The 18521-nt window shown below is 46.9% G+C and carries 17 protein-coding genes; 7 read left to right on the top strand and 10 right to left on the bottom strand.

Annotated elements, in window-relative coordinates; genetic code table 11:
- Positions 1–16: 16 nt before the first annotated feature.
- Complete coding sequence (locus OXN25_00875) at positions 17–964, bottom strand: D-2-hydroxyacid dehydrogenase (GenBank protein MDE0423399.1); 948 nt, start codon at positions 962–964, stop codon at positions 17–19.
- Positions 965–1000: 36 nt separating this feature from the next.
- On the bottom strand, positions 1001–1288 hold the full coding sequence (locus OXN25_00870) for a 4a-hydroxytetrahydrobiopterin dehydratase (GenBank protein ID MDE0423398.1): 288 nt from the start codon (positions 1286–1288) through the stop codon (positions 1001–1003).
- Positions 1289–1679: 391 nt separating this feature from the next.
- Here OXN25_00870 and OXN25_00865 point away from each other — a divergent pair, with 391 nt between their 5' ends.
- The 4 genes from OXN25_00865 to OXN25_00850 are packed head-to-tail and all read left to right on the top strand — an operon-like array spanning position 1680 to position 4241.
- The gene (locus OXN25_00865) at positions 1680–2909 is read left to right on the top strand and encodes a hypothetical protein (protein ID MDE0423397.1); all 1230 of its coding nucleotides are present in this window, start codon (positions 1680–1682) and stop codon (positions 2907–2909) included.
- A gap of 3 nt (positions 2910–2912) precedes the next feature.
- Positions 2913–3161, top strand: a complete 249-nt coding sequence (locus tag OXN25_00860; protein MDE0423396.1) for a carboxymuconolactone decarboxylase family protein — start codon at positions 2913–2915, stop codon at positions 3159–3161.
- A 21-nt stretch (positions 3162–3182) separates the two neighbouring features.
- Positions 3183–3491, top strand: a complete 309-nt coding sequence (locus tag OXN25_00855; GenBank protein MDE0423395.1) for a peroxidase — start codon at positions 3183–3185, stop codon at positions 3489–3491.
- 3 nt (positions 3492–3494) lie between these two features.
- Complete coding sequence (locus tag OXN25_00850) at positions 3495–4241, top strand: SDR family NAD(P)-dependent oxidoreductase (GenBank protein MDE0423394.1); 747 nt, start codon at positions 3495–3497, stop codon at positions 4239–4241.
- 85 nt (positions 4242–4326) lie between these two features.
- Here the strand turns inward: OXN25_00850 and OXN25_00845 are convergent, their stop codons facing one another.
- The 7 genes from OXN25_00845 to OXN25_00815 all read right to left on the bottom strand — a co-directional run bounded on the left by OXN25_00845 (position 4327) and on the right by OXN25_00815 (position 13479).
- Positions 4327–5655 (bottom strand): PQQ-like beta-propeller repeat protein, encoded by a 1329-nt coding sequence (locus OXN25_00845; GenBank protein MDE0423393.1) that lies wholly within the window; start codon positions 5653–5655, stop codon positions 4327–4329.
- A 169-nt stretch (positions 5656–5824) separates the two neighbouring features.
- On the bottom strand, positions 5825–8803 hold the full coding sequence (locus OXN25_00840; protein ID MDE0423392.1) for an insulinase family protein: 2979 nt from the start codon (positions 8801–8803) through the stop codon (positions 5825–5827).
- Between the two features lie 167 nt (positions 8804–8970).
- A complete protein-coding gene (locus OXN25_00835) occupies positions 8971–10278 on the bottom strand; it encodes a PQQ-like beta-propeller repeat protein (protein ID MDE0423391.1) in 1308 nt (435 codons plus the stop codon).
- Complete coding sequence (locus tag OXN25_00830; protein MDE0423390.1) at positions 10275–10748, bottom strand: hypothetical protein; 474 nt, start codon at positions 10746–10748, stop codon at positions 10275–10277. The genes OXN25_00835 and OXN25_00830 overlap by 4 nt, the downstream gene beginning before the upstream one ends.
- A 70-nt stretch (positions 10749–10818) precedes the next feature.
- On the bottom strand, positions 10819–11691 hold the full coding sequence (locus tag OXN25_00825; GenBank protein ID MDE0423389.1) for a formylglycine-generating enzyme family protein: 873 nt from the start codon (positions 11689–11691) through the stop codon (positions 10819–10821).
- A gap of 147 nt (positions 11692–11838) precedes the next feature.
- On the bottom strand, positions 11839–12642 hold the full coding sequence (locus tag OXN25_00820) for a hypothetical protein (protein MDE0423388.1): 804 nt from the start codon (positions 12640–12642) through the stop codon (positions 11839–11841).
- Positions 12643–12648: 6 nt separating this feature from the next.
- Complete coding sequence (locus tag OXN25_00815; GenBank protein MDE0423387.1) at positions 12649–13479, bottom strand: hypothetical protein; 831 nt, start codon at positions 13477–13479, stop codon at positions 12649–12651.
- A 758-nt stretch (positions 13480–14237) separates the two neighbouring features.
- Here OXN25_00815 and OXN25_00810 point away from each other — a divergent pair.
- The 3 genes from OXN25_00810 (at position 14238) to OXN25_00800 (ending at position 17337) form a co-directional block, all read left to right on the top strand.
- Positions 14238–14738 (top strand): hypothetical protein, encoded by a 501-nt coding sequence (locus OXN25_00810; GenBank protein MDE0423386.1) that lies wholly within the window; start codon positions 14238–14240, stop codon positions 14736–14738.
- Positions 14738–15997, top strand: coding sequence for a DGQHR domain-containing protein (locus tag OXN25_00805; GenBank protein ID MDE0423385.1), 1260 nt, complete (start codon positions 14738–14740; stop codon positions 15995–15997). The genes OXN25_00810 and OXN25_00805 overlap by 1 nt, the downstream gene beginning before the upstream one ends.
- 383 nt (positions 15998–16380) lie before the next feature.
- The gene (locus OXN25_00800; protein ID MDE0423384.1) at positions 16381–17337 is read left to right on the top strand and encodes an HNH endonuclease; all 957 of its coding nucleotides are present in this window, start codon (positions 16381–16383) and stop codon (positions 17335–17337) included.
- Positions 17338–17378: 41 nt separating this feature from the next.
- Here the strand turns inward: OXN25_00800 and OXN25_00795 are convergent, their stop codons facing one another.
- Positions 17379–18365 (bottom strand): DUF3644 domain-containing protein, encoded by a 987-nt coding sequence (locus OXN25_00795; protein MDE0423383.1) that lies wholly within the window; start codon positions 18363–18365, stop codon positions 17379–17381.
- Between the last annotated feature and the right edge of the window lie 156 nt (positions 18366–18521).

Here is an 18521-nt window from a genome sequence, read left to right as displayed (position 1 = left end):
ATTTCTGTGTTACGATTTAGTAGCCCTTCGTCTTATCAACAACGTTAACCAACGGTTCACTTGCAACATAGCGATGTAGGTTGTCGATAAAGAGTTGCATGGCGCGTCTCCGAATGTGCTGTGAAGCACCGGCACTGTGCGAAGTTAAAATTACGTTCTCCTGTTCCCACAATGGACTCTCTGGTGGACACGGTTCCGTGTAGGTCACGTCTAACCCTGCCCCTGCTAACTTCCCACTCCGAAGCGCAGCTACCAACGCCTCTTCGTCAATAACCTTGCCGCGACTCACATTCACGACGTAACTACTGTCTGGCATCTGACTGAACTGTGCGTGTGATAGGAGTTTATGCGTTTCAGGTGTGCTCGGACAACAGACCATAACGATGTTCGACTGCGCCAGAAACGGCATCAATCCGTCCAAATTATAGAGTTCCGAAACAGTATCGGGTTTGTCAATTGATTCAACATCCGCAGCGACGACCTCAAATTCAAATGCGCGCGCACGTGCAGCGATTGCCCTTCCGATACCACCGAGTCCAAGGATGCCCATCGTCATCCCCGCGAGTTCAATACATTGTGTGCGCTCCCAATGTTTTGTCTTCATAAATTCCAACTGTATTGGAATGTGTCGGGTAAGGGATAAAAGGAGCGCGAAGGCGTGTTCGGCGATCTGTGTGCCGTATAAGCCCCGACAATTTGTGAGGACAACATCGCTCGCTTTGAAGCTCGGGTACATGAATCCCTCAACGCCGGCATGTGGTTGGTGTGCCCAACGCAATGCGTTTGCTTCAGACATTGCGTCTTCACCGATGTGCCCAAATAAAATCTCGACACCGGCGATATGTGCGCGCAACGGGTCTCCATGCGGGAGGAAACTCACTTCCACGTTCTCTGGAACGTCTGATAACATCGCCTCAATTTCCGGTGCCTGCCGACTGCCAATTAAGACTTTTATTTTTTCCATACGCCTCTCCTATCTGGACATGTACTGTTCATCAGATTAGTCACTAATCGAATCTGCGTGTTTTGCCCACTGGAAGTCCAATTCGCTGATGCCGCCTGCATCGTGGGTCGTCAAATCAATTGTCACGCGGTTATAGACATTGAACCATTCTGGGTGATGATTCATTGATTCAGCAATTAGGGCAAGTTGTGCCATAAATCCGAACGCAGTAACAAAAGTATCAAACTGGAATTCCTTGTGTAATTTACCGTCTTCCATGGTCCAACCGCTGAGTTGTTCGAGGTTTTCCTGAATTTCAGCGTCCGAGAGTTTTTTCGCTGCCATTAAAACTTCTCCTCAAGATGTGTGTAGGGATTGTGAAGGTCATTTAGCGGGTAGAGTCGTAAGTCCTTGCAGAGTGGACGAATTTCTCACACCAAATGACGTTGACCGAAATTGTAGTGGAAAATAGATATATATGCAAGTTAAAATAGAGATAGTTGTCAGTTTTATGGTTGTTGGTTATTGGTCAGAATTACGCGTCAAAATTTTATACATCTTAGTAATAGATAGAATAGGACTTACGCAAAATTGCGTCAGAACGTCCATCTTGATATGATGAAGACACTTGCTATCAGGGGTAGGTGCGGTTGGAAACCGCACCTACCAATGGAGTGTGTAAGTCCTATAGGATTAAAAAAATTAAATAGGCACAATGAATAGATAGGAGGAACGAATGGCAGGTGCAACAACGCTTTATTTCCCAGAAGTCGGTCCCCAGTGGCAAGACTGGGTTCAGGTAACGAACGTCGGCACGGAACCGACGCGCGTAACAGCGATAGCCAGACATGCCCGTAACGGACAACCCACATGGTCAGAAGAGAAAACGATACAACCCTTCGAGTGCTGGACACCAAACGTTGAGGCGATAAAGGAAAACTCCTCAATGCAGTTCAGTGCGGATCAACCGATTGTCGCCGAACGGCACATGCACAGGGGCACAAACGTTCTCGACTTTATCGGTGCAGCCCCAGAATACGAGACAGTCGGACAGCGACTTTTCTTTCCAGAATTGGTATCAGGCGCACACGATTGGTTTCGGGTCCTAAACGTCGGTGAAGCGGACGCACACGTCAACATTACCGTCCGAAACAGAAACGGTAGGGTGCTTCGGCAACGCCACCACGTCATCAAACCTTTCTGCTGTTGGGATCTCAACGAAGGCGTTATGGGGAACGTCACCGGCACGGTTGAGATGCAGAGTTCGCAACCGATTGTGGCAGAACGTCATCTCCACTACCAAGGTGGGAAAACATCCGTTGGGCAATTCGGGCAAGTGATCGCTGATGCGCCTCGCACGCTCTATTTTCCTGAGGTCGGACCCGCATGGGAAGACTGGGTCGTGATTGTCAACGTCGGCAGGGAACCTGCTGAGGTAACCATGATTGCGCGTAAGGACGATAACGCACAAGCAACATGGACGAAAAGACATAGCCCCTTGGGACCTTTTGAGTGCTGGACACCGGATATGGATGACATTAAAGTGAAATCTTCCGTAGAGGTCCGTAGCGATCAACCCGTTGTCGCAGAACGGCACATGCAAAGCGGAACGGCTATTATCGACCTACCGGGTGCATCCGCAGAGGGTGGACATGTGGGTATCCGACTTTTCTTCCCTGAAGTCGCAGCGGGTGCTAGGGACTGGTTCCGATTCCTCAATGTAGGGGAAGCAGATGCCTTCGTCAATATTATCGTTCGGAATAAAAACGGTGATATTCGTCGGCAGGTGCATCGCCAGATTAAGCCCCTCTGTTGTGTGGATTTAGATGAGGGGGCAATGGGAAAAGTTCGTGGCACCGTTGAAGTCCAAAGCACACAACCCATTATCGGTGAACGGCACTTGCACTACCAGACAGGGCATAAAGGTGCGGTTGTCGGGGAATATGGGGTTGTCATTGGAGAGTAACACATGGCATGGATTCAGACTGTAGACGAGACCGATGCAACGGGTATCGTGAAAGAGGAATACGACGCTGCTATCGCGCGGGCGGGTGAACTTTACAACATCGTCAGGCTTTTTAGTGCGCGCCCGAAAAGCATGCGCGCCTTTGTCGAACTTTACAAAGCAGTGATGCACGATGAGGATTGCCCCTTGACTCGGATGCAACGGGAGATGATCGCGACTGTCGTCTCGAAAGTGAATGAATGCCACTACTGAATCGTTGCACACGCAGATGAGTTGCGGGTTCAACTCACAGACGAACAGATTGCAGCTTTTACGAAGGATTTCCGAACTGCCGATATTGACGATACCACGAAAGCGATTCTTGAATTCGCTGTTAAGGTAACAAAATCAGCGTCTGCTGTCACACTGGCAGATTTGGAACATCTCCGCAGTTATGGGTTGACGGACGAGGCACTTTTCGCTATTGTGGAGGTTGTCGGATTTTTCTGTTATGTCAATCGGATAGCAGACGCATTTGGAATTGAATTAGACACATTTTTGGAAGAGAGGAGAGAAAGCTTGCACTTGGCAAGTGAGAATTAGCATATGAATTTAGACAATAAAATCGCTATCGTAACAGGTGCTGGACAAGGTATCGGAAAAGCCATAGCCGTCAGACTCGCCAACGTTGGCGCGGATGTCGCTATCATGGATTTGAATATGGATGCAGCAGCAGCGGTGGCACAGGAAATTGAGGGCATCGGACGCAGGTCGCTACCCCTTCAAGCCGATGTCTCACAGTCCGCTGACGTTAACGCCGCCGTTGAGAAGGTTATTTCCACGCTCGGTCGCGTTGATATCCTTGTTAACAATGCCGGCATCGCGGGACGTACACTCCCACTTACCGACTTAGAAGAGGCGGATTGGGATGCCGTGATAGGCGTAAATCTCACAGGCGTTTTTCTATGTTGTAAAGCGGTTATCCGTCCGATGATTGCGCAGAATTACGGCAGAATTGTGAATATCGCCTCAATTGCTGGAAAAGAGGGCAATCCGACGTTGATTCCGTATTCGGTATCTAAGGGAGGGGTTATCACCCTAACAAAGGCACTCGCTAAAGAGGTAACGGATTATAATATCCGTGTGAATGCCGTCTCTCCCGCTGTCATTCAAACACCGATTTTGGAAGGTATGGCGCAGTCAACGATTGATTATATGGTGGGTAAGATTCCGTTGGGGCGCGTTGGGCAACCGGAAGAAGTTGCGGCGGTCGTGAATTTCTTGGCTTCGGATGAGGCGAGTTTTGTGACGGGTCAGTGTTATGATGTGAGTGGTGGAAGAGCGACATATTAGATAGCGGTCAGCGGTCAGCAATCCCGGGGAATGCCATAAGGCATTCATACCGTTGATTTGCTGACTGCTGACTGCTAATTGCTACTTACTCCGCGATACAATAGAGATACTTCCCACCGCGGAGGTATAACTCGTTCCCTACAATCGCTGGCGATGCGTTGAAACTATCGTCCAAAGTATTTTCTGCCAAGATTTTAAATTCGGGACCCTGTTGAACAACGTTCACGACCCCATTCCGTCCAGCAACGTAAAGACGATCCGCCGCGCCAACAATAGAGGCATAAACGCCAGAAACACCTTTGAGCCGTACCGGTCCATAATGTGCCTCTCCGGTTTCGGTATTGAAAGCGGACAGGATACCGTCATTGCTTTTCAGGAAGTAAAGTATACCGTCAGAGAGGAGGGGTGATGGCACATAGGGTGTATCGCGATTAAATTCCCATGCGATAGCATCCGAGTCGTTAATATCTCCCGCTGCAGAGGCGAGGGAAACTGCCTGCAAGACATTGCCTCGGAAACCACTCATGAGGTAAACGAATTCACCTGCAGCAACCGGTGAAGGAATAGCATTGCGAGTTAAGCCGTCGCCTTCCCACAACAGTTTACCCGTTGCGAGATCGTAACCACGGACACGATTTGTGCCAGTCGTAATCACCTGTGGTTTCCCATCGTGTTCAGCAACAATCGGAGAGAACCACGTCGTTCTTTCGTTGCGATCGGTTTTCCACAAGACATCCCCGGTCCGCTTGTCGAACGCAGTAATGAAGGAATCACGCTCATGGTCCTGCACGATAACGAGCGTGTTGTCGTAGAGAACTGGGGAACTGCCTTCACCAAAGGTATTGCTTTTATACATCATACCAACGTCTTTTTCCCATTTCACGTTGCCGTCCATATCCACACAATAAAGCCCACGTGAACCGAAGTAGGCGTAGACGAATTCACCATCGGTGACCGGCGAATTTGAAGCGTAGGTTGCATCTCGATGTGTTCCCTCATGAGGCACTATTGCTCGAAGCGTCTTCTGCCAAAGCACGCTGCCATCACTCCGACTAATAGCGAGAAGGGTAAATTTATATATCGGACCGTCATCCCTTCCGCCAAAGAAACCGCCGAATGGATTGTCGTCGTCTTCAGATTCTGCTTTTGTACCTTCAACAGCCGTTTGGACGAAGATTTTGTCTCCCCAGATGATTGGTGTGGCATGCCCTACGCCCGGAACAGCGATTTTCCAACGCACATTTTCGGTCTCACTCCACGTGATGGGCGGATTCGCATCTACTGCGACCCCCGTAGCATACGGACCGCGCCAGTGATGCCAATTTTTCTCAAAACCGTCAGGTTGTGACGCTATCAACGCAATCGCCGCTAAAGCAAAGATACAGATCGTCAAGAGTGCAATTCTTTTTACCATTTTAATTTTCATCCTCCTTATCAATTCAGGACTTACGCAAAATGACTGAATTTTGCCTATTTTCACAAGATTCGGTGCGTTTGGAAACCGTGAAGAAACACCCAAGCAAAAACCCTACCAGTGGGGTGCGTAAGTCCTACAATTATCAGTCTGCCGACTGCCTTATGATTTAGGTTAAAATGTCTTCAATAACAAGCGGTTGTGCCAATTCAGCGTTTGCGGCTTCCAGTTTCTCACGACTGGAAACGGCACACACCGCCGCTTTATCTCGGTTTTCTTCTAAGAGCTGAAGGAGTGCCCGTTTGACCTCAGTCGGCGTTGCACGGCGGAGTTGCGCGTAGCGTTCCTCTCGCATCTCGCGCGTCTGCCCAACGAGATGTTGACTCAGCGCACTGCTTGCGGCTTGACTTGGACGAATCGGTTTCTCACCATCCTTCGCCGTAGCAATGATTGCTCGGTCTATGTCCGTCTGTGTCCATTCTATCTGTTTAACGTAGTCAACAGTCTGTTCAAAGACGTTGATCGTCCGTGCAACATGCGGATCACGGAACGAGGACTGACACAGCACGGCATCATAAGGACTATAGGTGAACCTTGCACCGTAAGCATTGCCTTTAAAACGGATTTCACTGAGTATGTAATCGAGTCGAATGAGATGCGCCCCGATCGTCAAGAGCGTTGAATCCGGATGTGAATAGTGCGGCGCTGGCATTACGTGTGCACAGTGCGCAATCTGAATGGGACCCGCTAATCCCTCTCTTGGGGGTATCTCAAACTGCTGAAACGCAATGGGTTGCGAGGTCACCGGTTCATCTCCCATCGCGTCAAGCCACACCCCGAGTTTCGTCCGCGTGGTTTCAAAAGCGGTATCCGAACCCGTGAAACTGGCGGTTACCCGTCCACGCGTCAGCAAGAAATCGCGTATCCCTTCTATATGACCCATAAGGTCGGCATTAAGTTCGTCGAATCCGTTGAGAAGGGTTTCGCTGTTGCGGAGTTGTGGCAGCCCATAGATTAATTCCGCGAGATGTGCATTTGATGAAAGCCCCCGTGAAGCGTGATGAATCGCCGTACTTGAACCGTCGTGAATCATCTCCGTGCGATATTCCGCAACGGCTTGGAGCAGGACATCCCGAAGGCGCTCCGTATCGCGTGGGTTCACAGCAAATAGCAGGTCATGCAGAACATCGAGCGCAGCATCTATTTTATTATCAAGTGCTTTGAGATGAAAGGATAGACCTCGCAAGGCCCGATCCGCATCCCGTGCGTGCGTAGAAAACCAGGGTGAGCATCCAATCCCGCCAGTGACGGCTGATGTTCGTTGTGCCATCTCTTCGTAATTCATATCGGCAGCACCGAGTTTGCTAATCGCATCTGCGTATCTGGGAAAATACGTCCAGAGATGTTCCGGTAATCCTTGCAAATCGAAGTTCAACACGAGGTAGTTAACACCGTTGGCAAAAACATCGTTGCGTAGCAGCTCCTGTCCGCCGATACTTTCAACCGTCGTCGGAATATGTCTCGGTTTTTCAGGGAGATCACTGACCTGAAGCTGCGGCAGCCCTGCCAACGCTTCCGGTGAATTGGGAACACCATTGAGACGCTCCAGTTCCGCGGCATCCGCAGCGATTTGCTGGACTTGTTCATCTGTCAGTTGTGCGCGTGTTTCTTTCATCCGTTCTGCGAGTTCAGCCTCAATCTTTCCCTGCATGTCCCGATCTGGCGATAGTATACTGGCGAGACGGTGGGGGTTTTCGATAAGCCTCTCTCGGATAAATTCATTGAAAATTGATGGATTCTCTTGCCACTGCTGACGAACCGTATCAAGCGTTTGACCCATCTTCAGGAAGGTGTCCGAATCCTTCTCATATATCCATCCCTCAATGACTCGGTAGAGCATGCGGAGCGGGAACATCGAGGCGACTTCTTGGTAGTGGTAAGTCGCTTGCTGGAATGCTGCTTCAACTTTTTCGCTATCAATCTCTGAATCAACAATCTCTGTTAGGGTATCAACGACCAATTGACTAAAGGCTTCAAGGCGATCGGCTTCACTCCCTTTGAGTGCGAGGTAAAAAGTGGCTTCTGGTCCGATAGAACTTGCGCCGGAGAAAACAATGTCCGCACCGAGTTTGGCATCAATAATCGCTTTACGGAGCGGTGCGGCTTCGTTACCGAGCAGAATGAGGCTCATAATACGACCAAGAACCGCCTCTTCCGGATTGGTCGCGTCTCCGATGAGCCAACTGAGCATTAGATACGTTTTTTCCGTGAGCGGTTCATCAGCACCAACAGGATAGGTATCCGTTGCTGTCCGTGGCGCGTCCCATCTCGGTTGGTGTGTGACCTCTGGACGTAGTGGACGTAGCACCGTACTTGCTGCATTCTTCGGGATATTATCTAACCTATCGGCAAGGAAGGTGAGATAGTCGCTCGTTGGAATATCGCCGTAAAGAACGAAATAGCCGTTGCTTGGATGATAATAGGTTTCGTGAAATCCCTTCAGCTGCGTGTAGGTCAGATCGGGAATGGCATCTGGATCACCGCCGGATTCATTGGCGTAAAGCGTATCCGGGAGGAGTCGTCTCATCACAGAACGGTATAAACAGGCTTCTGGGTCCGAGAATGCGCCTTTCATCTCGTTATAGACGATGCCTGTTATTTTTAAATCGCCTATCGGATCATCAGGATCAACGGGTGCGAGATGATGTCCTTCGCGCTTGAAGGTGTTTTCAGTCAGTAATGGATGGAAGACCGCGTCAAAGTAGACTTCCGCCAAGTTGAAGAGATCTTTTTTCACGTTGCTCGATACCGGATAACAGGTGAAATCGGAACTTGTCATGGCGTTGATAAAGGTCGCCATGCTCATTTTAATCATTTCAAAGAACGGCTCTTTCACCGGAAATTTGTGTGATCCTGCCAAGACGGCATGCTCAAGGATATGCGGGACCCCGGTATCATCCGATGGCGGGGTCGGGAAATTAATGGAGAAAAGATTTTCAGTGTCGTTCGTATAGATATGTAGCAGGCGTGCGCCACTGTGTTGATGTGCCAATTCAATCGTTACTGCTCGTAATTCCTCAATTGGCGTGACGGCTTTTACCTCAAAGCCGTGCAGTTGTTCGCCGGGATGTAATTTTACGTCCGGCATCCGACTGGTTTCCAATATTTTGCCTCCGTGGTTTTTATACTATCAGGACTTACGCAATTTTGACTGTCCAGCATTTTGTGAGATAGAGATTTCTGGACGAATAGAGACATTTGGATGGCACAACCTAACAGGTTATGCTACAAAAGAGAACTCTGCGTAAATCCCAACTATTTTTTGGTTTTTGCTAAGTTTGCACAAATAAGTTCTTCGTCGTTCCGTGCGAAGACGTGTTTATAGGCATAAGCGGGGTGTGCCCATGTAACGCCGCCTCTGCGGTTCAGTTGATCCCGCGTCGGTTCAATCAGTTTAGCACGACTGACGATATTCAATCCTTCAGGCGTGAGGTCTGTGATGAGCAGTTCGCCGCGTTCGTTGAACATCCAGACTCTGTTTTCTGACGCTGCGGGATGTTTGACAGAATGGATAGTGCTCCAGCGTGCTGTCGGCACGGCGGAGAGGTCTTCCCAAATCCGATCGCCATTTCGGGCATCAATACAACGGAATTCACCGTAGCTATCTACACCGTAAATATAATGACCAACCCGAACCGGGGTTGACATCGTCGTCTGAATCGCCTCTGTATTCCGCTCATCTTTACCCGTTCGGTGCCATGCGAGTTCGACATCTAAACTATCTGGTGCCAATTTCAGGAGCAGCGAACCTTCATAGAAGTTTGTGAAAAACAATTCATTCTCATAGAAAATTGGGGTTGCAATGCCGATCTCCCAACGGGTAGAAGGAAATGAATAGAGCCAATGGACTGTTCCGGTTTCTGGGTCGAGCGCAGCAATGTTATTCCCTGTCCAAGAGATTAAAACCCGTTGACCGGCGTGTGTAATGATAATGGGTGCCGAATAAGAGGCGGTATCGTCCACGGCTCTCCATTTTTCTTCCCCGGTTTTTCGGTCAAAGGCAACAATACACGCCTCCGGTGTACCTCCGATTTGAACGATGAGATGTTCACCTTCCACCAGCGGTGCGCTTGCGATCCCCCAGATAGGCATCTCAATATTGTATTCGGTATTGAGATCCTTTTTCCAGATGACTTCACCTGTGGTAGCGTCAAAACAGTGGAGATGTCCCATTGCACCCAAGGCGTAGGCAAGTCCGCCATGCACAGTCACAGTTGCGCGGGGTCCAGCGGCGTAGTCGATTTTATAGACGCAATCGTAGGTGTAAGACCAGAGCTTCTCTCCCGTTTCCCAGTCAAAGCAGTGTACGCGTTCAACCTGCTTCGGTTTCATCAGTTTATCGGTGACGTAGACACGTCCATCGGCGACAGTTGGTCCGCTATAACCGCTACTGATAGGTACACGCCACCGGATTGGAATCTCTGAACCTTCAAACGCTTCAATAATCCCCGTTTCCATCCAAACGCCTTCGCGATTTTCGCCACGCCATTGATGCCATTCATCTGCGCCAGCGAATCCTGCGATGACAAACAGGACGACGAGTAAACATCTAAATTTCTTCATAAGTCTTTTGTATAACTCCTTAGCCAAAGAACCATCTGTTGATAGACCGCTGCTGTGTCCTCATATTCTGTTTTTAACTGCTTTAATTTCGCATGCGGTCCATCAATCCGACTCTGTTTGAGTGCTTCTGAATTCCGGTGTGTATCGCCTTGATAAGTTATCTCTACCAAATGCGCAAGGTGTTTGACAGCAACATCGGTACCTAACAGATACTCATAGATGAGCCGCGCCGCACACGTGCTATTTCTGTTCTCAAATGCGGGGGGTTTGTGATCAAACCGATAGTTTTCAGGACAATAGACGTTCCCAACATCCACCAAGCAATCGGCATGCTGCATGAGTTTTTCTGGCACTTTTCGGTTCACAAACAAGACCTCTGATGCGTGTGCCTGAAAGAGAAAATCTTGGGCAATCCAAGCACTCACAATCGCGTCAAGGTCTGGGTCTGCGTGCGTGACAATCCGTTTCAATAGCCAACCCTCCCACGCTTATCTATTATACGCATTTACGAGAGGATTGTCAAGTGCGTGTTTGAGAATGCTATTCTCCAAAGGGTGCATCCATTACGCACCGAAACCCGCGTAAGAGGGAGCCAGGCTCTCCACCGAGTCGGCTGGCGCATCGGGTGAAATCCAAATTTTCCGCCCAACCACCACCTTTTAGAACGTGACCATCGCCGGTTTCGGGGCCTTGTGGATTGACATTCGGAGGGTTGGTGCGGTAATAGTTTGGATCGTACCAATCCGAGACCCATTCCCAGAGATTGCCCGCCATATCGTGTGCGCCGTAGGGACTCGCGCCTTGCGGGAACTGTCCGACAGGTGCGGTTTCTTTATAACCATCTCTGTGTCCTCTGCCATCGTTACCACTGAGTTTTGTATCGTCAAACACATTGCCCCAGGGCCAGGTGCGTCCATCTGTGCCGCGTGCGGCTTTCTCCCACTCCGCCTCGGTAGGCAACCGCTTGCCTGCCCACACCGTATACGCGACGGCATCTTCCCATTTCAAGACAACGGCAGGAAGGTCGGGAGCATTATACGGAAGGCGATCAAGATAGTGTTCTGGTTCATAATCCGTTTCGCTGAGAAACTGTTTGTATTGTCGGTTTGTCACCTCAAACTTGTCGATGTAGAAGGCATCAAGATAGACGGTACGCTGCGGACGTTCATTGTCATATCGGGCAGTGTCACGGAGCGGAAAGATTTCTTTGTAGTGTTCAATCTCTGCATCACTGGTGCCCATGAGGAACTCGCCAGCAGGGACATAAACCATGACGGCATTGTCTTTAGGTGTCGTGATGGTTTCAATAGGAAGGGTGCCAACGAGAGGGGACTCTATTGGATCGTGACAAGCTGGTATCAACAACAAAAGCAGCGAGAGTGTAAACAAGATGTTGGACGTTCTAAATCTCATCTCTAATTTATAGGTGGGTATTTCTATAGGGTTGGGCGGTTCAATTAACAGCGGGCAGACCCAAGACCTGCCCCTACAAGCGTTTTTATTGATAGGCGCGCTTATAAAGCGCGCCTATAAACAGCATATCAAGATTGGAAATCATGCTTATCGGACTGCTTTCAAAGCACCCCACGTTGTGGAAAGCTTGTCAGCAGGTTCGACCGGCGTTGTGGCCATGAGCCAGGTGATAATTTCAGCGGCAACTGCGCCTTTCGGTTCATCGCCGTTTGCTGTCTGTATCACTGGAATCAGTCGACCAAGGTTTCCATCGCGCACGATAATCGGATCGGCACGAGTGCCGTCATCGTTCTGTGCGAGGGAAACTTCGACTTCCCAATTGCCTTCCAATTCATCGACGTGGAAGGGACGGTCAGATTGGAAATCAGTGAGCGTAGGAGAGATAGCGGCACCTTCAGAGGTGACAACCATGTCGGTGTTATCGTCCCACATGGTGATCCCGTCGATATCCATCATATTCTTTAGCCCGCCTTCTTCGTTCCTGCCAGCGAGTCCCCAGAACATGTAATCGGCGTGATTGATGAACACATCGCCATCGGTGGTTTCGATGAACGTTTCGGCAATGGAGCCATCCGTTTGTGTATTACCTTCTGGGTAGAGGCTTGGTGGAAAATCACCATAGAGGACACAGATATCCAGTCCACCATCACCGGTGACACTCTCCATCCAATCCGCCAAGGCATCCGTATCTGCCTCGGCATCGTACCATGTGTTAGAGATACCAGCATCGTTGAGCATATCGACACAGATTTCTGCCTGTTCGTCGGCGGGTGCTTTACCGATCCACTGCGTGACACCTGTGTAGATAGCGACTTCACCGGCAGCAAAGACCGGCGTTAGCGGCAGTGCCAGTAAAGCAATAAGCGTGAGTGACAGAAAAATATTTCGCATTAAATGTTATCTCCTTCTTTTCATATCTCCCCATAAAGCGGGAAGTTTATCTTGAGGGTCAACGTCAAGGGCGCCGACAGTCTCAAGGTAGTAGTTGAGAATAATTTCGGCGATAACTTCGCCTTTCGGGTCATCTTGGTTAGCGGTTTGGTAGACCTGAATGAGTCGTCCATTCGTTTTCGTATTGTGGACGATACAAGGGTCACAGCGGTCGGCTTTTTGGTCTCCAGTATCCGAAGCGAATGCGATTTCTAAAACCCAATCACCATCAAGTTTATCAACGTGGAAGGGTCGGTCTGTCGCGTAGTCATCAAGTGTGGGTGTAAGTTCTTTCCCCTCTTTGGTAACCTCCATAGCCGTATTATCATCCCACTGCACCATATTGGGGATATCCATCATATTCTTGATACCGGCTTCTTCATTTCTGCCGCCCTGTCCCCAGAAAAAGTAGTCGGCACTGTTCGAGAAGGTGTTACCTGCATCAAGGAACTCCTCGGCGACGGTTTCTTTTTTGGCATCTTTCCCGACGTCGTAAATTTCGACGGGTACATCACCGAACATGACAATGAGATGGTGTCCATTGTCCACGGTATGGTCTTTTGTCCAGGCTTCAACAGTTTTTGCTGGCCCGTGAAGGATGAGTTCGCCGATTCCGTCTTGTCCGTCAAGTAGGTCCGCCAGTATTTCGGCTTCTTCTACTGCTGCGGCTTGACCGATCCACTGCACTGTGTCCGTGTAGATGAACACATCTACTTTATTTGCAGCATCGGCTGTGGGTGCCAGAAGCGCAAGGGTTGCAGCGCATAGTACGCCAGCAACAGTCATAAATAGTCTCATGTGAGAATCTCCTATCGGTTAGTGTAAAAAATCCGCATTGCGATGCGCAATCACCTATTATACAAAACGATGTTAACACGCTTTTGTTGCAAAGTTACAATCGTTTCCTGCCTTATTGTTGTATATTTTACATTTTTCCCAGAAATTTGTCAAATATAAAATTTTGGAGGGGTGTTTAAATATTTTGGCAGCGGATTGTCAGAATGCGGATGGACAGGATTCAAGGATTCACAGGATCATACGGGCGTGAATACGGTTTTAACTTAACGGTATATTTTTCAGCAATTTGCGTTAAAAATGTTACACTAATGTTACACCGGTGTACATTTGGTGTGTTGCCTATACCGTAAGAGAACCCAGTGGGTGTCGGGGTTCGTAGACGTTTTACTTTCGATTTTCTGTTATGCGAAAAAACGCAATTTTGCCAAAAGTGTAACATTTTTTTGTGGCTGTTGGCTGTTGGCAATTGGCTGTCGGCTATAGTTTGATACGCTATTCACCTCTTTGGAAATCTTAATGATATATTATACTCTTTTTGCTAACGGATGTCAAGTAAAAATGGGTTATAAGTTATGGGTTGTCTGTCGGAATTAGGATTTTTTTTCGTCTGAATGCACGTCGCTTTTGGGCGAGTACGCCGCAAATCTCGGATAACGCGGATTGCACGGATGACGCGGATTTTGGTAGTGTTAGGAAAATTTTGACATTTTTTCACGAAATATGTTAGAATTGCCGTGTAAACCGCTTTAGGAGACGTTATGGTATACCAAGATCCAATTGATCAGCAAAAAGATGTAAGTATTTATCAAAGATCCTTTTTTCTTTGGAAAGAACAGTGGGATACCTACACTGCCCCACGGATTGCATTAGATTGGCAATGCGTAAAGTTTGAAAGAAACAACGCGAATAAGATCCCTACTGAGAAGGGAATTTACGCTTTTTTCATTGAACCCAGAATTGGTAATTTTCCAGCGCATGGTTATTTAGTATACCTCGGACAAACAGGACATGAGAGCGAGCGGGACTTACAAAAAAGATTTAGAGATTATCTCTATTACAAACAGCATCCCAAAAGAAGACGTATTCACCTTATGCTAAATACATGGGAAAACTATCTGTATTTTTATTACGTCGAAGTAGATCCAACCGAGATGGATTTAAAACAGCTAGAGCGCATGCTATTAGATACCTTCACACCACCTTTCGTTGAACGAGGATATTCAGCGGAAGTACGAGACATAATCAAAGGACTAAAATGATGGAAAAATTATATCTTCCGTCGCTAAGAGGCATAGTGGGTGATTGGGTCTATTACCCTACCCTCATGAAACTTAAAGACATCGCTGAAAGGGTTAAAATTGCTGAGGAAATTTACCAAAGCAAAACCTTGAGCGAGATGGTACAACGAGAGATAAAAAGAAAACGAGGGAACGAGATAAGAGATTATCTCTTAAAACAGGAACAACGTTTTTTTAATTCGCTGATTGTCGCAGCCTATGAAGGCGACCCCAGCTGGTATGATATTACCCATATCAAGAGCAACAACCAATTGGATCCTGAAGAGATTCCAGAAGATGTAGTCGCGGGGATCGGAATTCTAAGTCTGAACGGAGAAGAAAAACTATTCACATTAGATGGGCAACACCGCCTCATAGGAATTAAAGCAGCTGTAACAGAGAACCCACAATTGGGCGAAGAGGAATTGTCTATTATTTTCATCGCGCACAGAACGGATATAGAAGGAGTGGAAAGGAGCCGGAGGCTTTTCACGACTTTAAATAAAAATGCTGTCCGGGTTTCAAAAGGAGAAATTATCGCTCTTGATGAGAACGATACGATAGCTATTATTGTCCGACGGTTGGTTGCGGGAAATCCGATGTTTATGGACCCACGAATTTTAAACAATGTGCCCGATAGTATCCCAAAAAGTAATCAGACCTGTCTCACGACGATTGGGAATCTTTACGATCTGTTAGACATACTCTTTACCAAAGTATACGTCCTCTCAAAAAGAAAGACACTTAAAGAGAAAAAAGATGAACTCACGAAAATACGCCAATCAGATGAGATTCTCAATCAGCATTACGACAATGCTTGTGATTACTTTAAACGCCTTACAAATAGTTTTTTACCCTTGCAGGAATTTGCTAATACATCTGACAATTCAACAGTTGTTAAGAAATATAGACATTCAGACGGAGGCAGCGTCCTTTTTCGTCCTATAGGTCTCAAGATATTAACAGAAGTCATCGCGGTACTTGCAGAGAAGTATCCACTCCCTGAATGTTTCAAGATGCTTTCAAAATTACCTACAGACCTGACCCAAGTCCCCTATAATGGTATCATCTGGCACCCTACAAAAAAAAAGATGATCATAAAAGGTAAGACGCTCGCTAAAAATTTGTTATTCTATATGCTGAATCAATTTTCGGGGGATGTAAATAAATTACGCGAGGATTATGCTAAGGCATTAGAACAAGAGACGAACCAGGTTCAATTACCGAAAAGAGTCTTGTAAGTTACGGCTTTATTGATTCTAATTTCATGATAGAGGCGTGTAGCCAACAGAATTGCTACTCTGCATTTACAATGGGAGGCGTTAATCATCTGAATCAGGATTTTCAGGATTAGTAGACTTTGATAGCGGTCAGGAAAATTTTGAATTTTTTTACAAAATATGTTAAAATTGTGGTGTTAGAAAACAGTTAACTTTTTGGAAAAACTTTTATATCACTCAAAGAAATCTCGTTAAAATACGAATATCGTTCCGATGGAGCAGATCTTGTCAAAGACTTTTATACCCCGTGTTTAAGCTACACAGTATTAGTGAAAAATAGGTTGCGGTCTCACACCCGACACCAGAAAATTGCCAGTCTTACTTAACACAGTATCAGTAAAAAGATGGCTAATACTATCCTACAAAAATACGTCCAAAAATTCAAAAGCTTGCGGATAGACCGAGCACATGGTGCGGCACCCCACCAACCGCTTCTTCTGTTAGTCATTATCGCACTGATTGAGCAAGGACAAATTCAGGAAAATAAAGTACTATTGTCTCCAGATTTGGCAGAAACTTTCCTGAAATATTGGACGAAGGTAGTAACAGATCGAAAACCTAATATTGCTCTGCCATTTTTTCATCTAACGGGCAGAGGTTTCTGGCACCTTCATCCAAACGCTGGTTACGAAAAAGCCCTGAGTGTTAGGAGTAGAATTACATCAATATCCCGCCTTCGGGAAGTTGTTGCATACGCAAGTTTAGATGATGAGCTTTTTGTTTTGCTCACTACCCCGCGAGATCGAGAGGTTCTCCGTCAAACGCTTATTCACACCTATTTCTCTAAATTCGAGCAAGCGATCAAAAGCCTCATTACAGAAGAACAACAAATTGGAGAGTACAGACAGTTGCTGATCCGACAGGTCGAACAGACATTTTCATCCCAGCAACCGATAGCACCAATTGAAAGAGAGAATCCAATTCGTACTGCGGGCTTTCGTCAAGCAATTATGAGAATGTACGATTATACTTGTGCTGTTTGTCGGTTACGCATTGTCACAATGGATGGGGAAAGTGCGACTGATGCCGCGCACATCATTCCATTTCGTATTTCAAGAAATGACGATGTGCGGAATGGAATCTCGCTTTGCAAATTGCACCATTGGGCTTTTGACAAAGGCTTAATTTCTTTGAACGAGACCTATCAAGTTATTGTCTCTGTACTCATGTCAGAAAGAAGACCAACGGAGTGGATGCTAACTCAACTGAGCGAGAAGACTATATTGTTGCCTGAACACGACGCACTTTACCCGGCTCAAGATGCTTTGGCGTGGCATCGTGAGGAAGCTTTTAGAAAGTAACTACGAATGGCTTAAGGATTATTTAACACTCGATTGGTCTCTCAACGGTAAAGATCGCCAGCTGCTTTACACAATTCAAGACAGCGTTTAACCCAAGATTCATACCAATACCATTGACCTTGCACTTCAACGCCATATCCTTTGCTGGGATTCTTTGCATCTTCTGCTTTCCACATCCTGACATGCTCTGGTTGAGTCCTGAACTTTTTAAAACCTGCTTCTTGCACCTTTGCCGCCACAGCGGAAGGGAGGAGTTTAGGACGTTCGATCTCCTTTGTTGTTACGTACAATGTCCCGTTATCTTCAAAAGGAGCTGCTGAGTCAGGCTTAACAAAGTCAATAACCTTGTCTGCTTGCCCCGGGCGATTAACTAACTTTGGTCGGAACACTAGCCGGATTACATAATTTTCACTGTTACGCTGATCCTCGGTTAGGCTAGCATTAAATTCAGTAATATAAGTTTGTAGATGCTCTGGAATATTTGGCTCAGGCTTGGAACCAAGAATTTGTTCCTCCGAATGTTTCATAAACTGGATGCTGAATGCCAAATGATCATCGATGCCATATCTGTCTCCAAAGAGTTCCTTCATGTAGTGATTGAAGTTCAGAGCACATGCTTGATAGTGGCCACTCAGATAGTTATCAAGTGAACGAGTCATTTGATGTTCAATTTCGTGACGGAGCCCTATCAGAAATAGAAGATTATTAGTTGTGTTAATGTCAATTGGGCACTCATCACGCCTTAAACAGGTTTCAAGTTCCCAATATCTATAAGATTTATGTTTAGTTCGCTCAAAGGATTTTCTCTTACCTCTCTGTTTATAATACCGGTATTCGATACCTTTAGATCTGTAGTAAGCATGAAGCATATAGGTCCATGCTATTACCATAAGGACTATAAAAGTCTCTGATTTGAAGAAAATTTGAGGGGAATTGAAAATTTGGATAGCACATAAAGCTGCCTCTCGTGCCTTAGCAAGAAGTTCTGACTTAACAGATCCTATTGTCCTTTTACGTATCTTTTTCATTAATATGTTGTTTCCCTACTTGTGTATAGATTTACTAAACTTTGGACAATTTTAAGAATTCCCGTGAGGCAGTTGAATTGAACACAAATTTTTTGACACCTACTTCAGATTTTATGACACATGTCACCCCGGAATCAATGCAGAATGCGCGTGTGG

The organism is Candidatus Poribacteria bacterium (assembly GCA_028820845.1).
GTDB lineage: Bacteria > Poribacteria > WGA-4E > WGA-4E > WGA-3G > WGA-3G.
The sequence above is the reverse complement of the archived record's forward strand: the minus strand, read 5'-3'. Positions and strand labels throughout refer to the sequence as shown.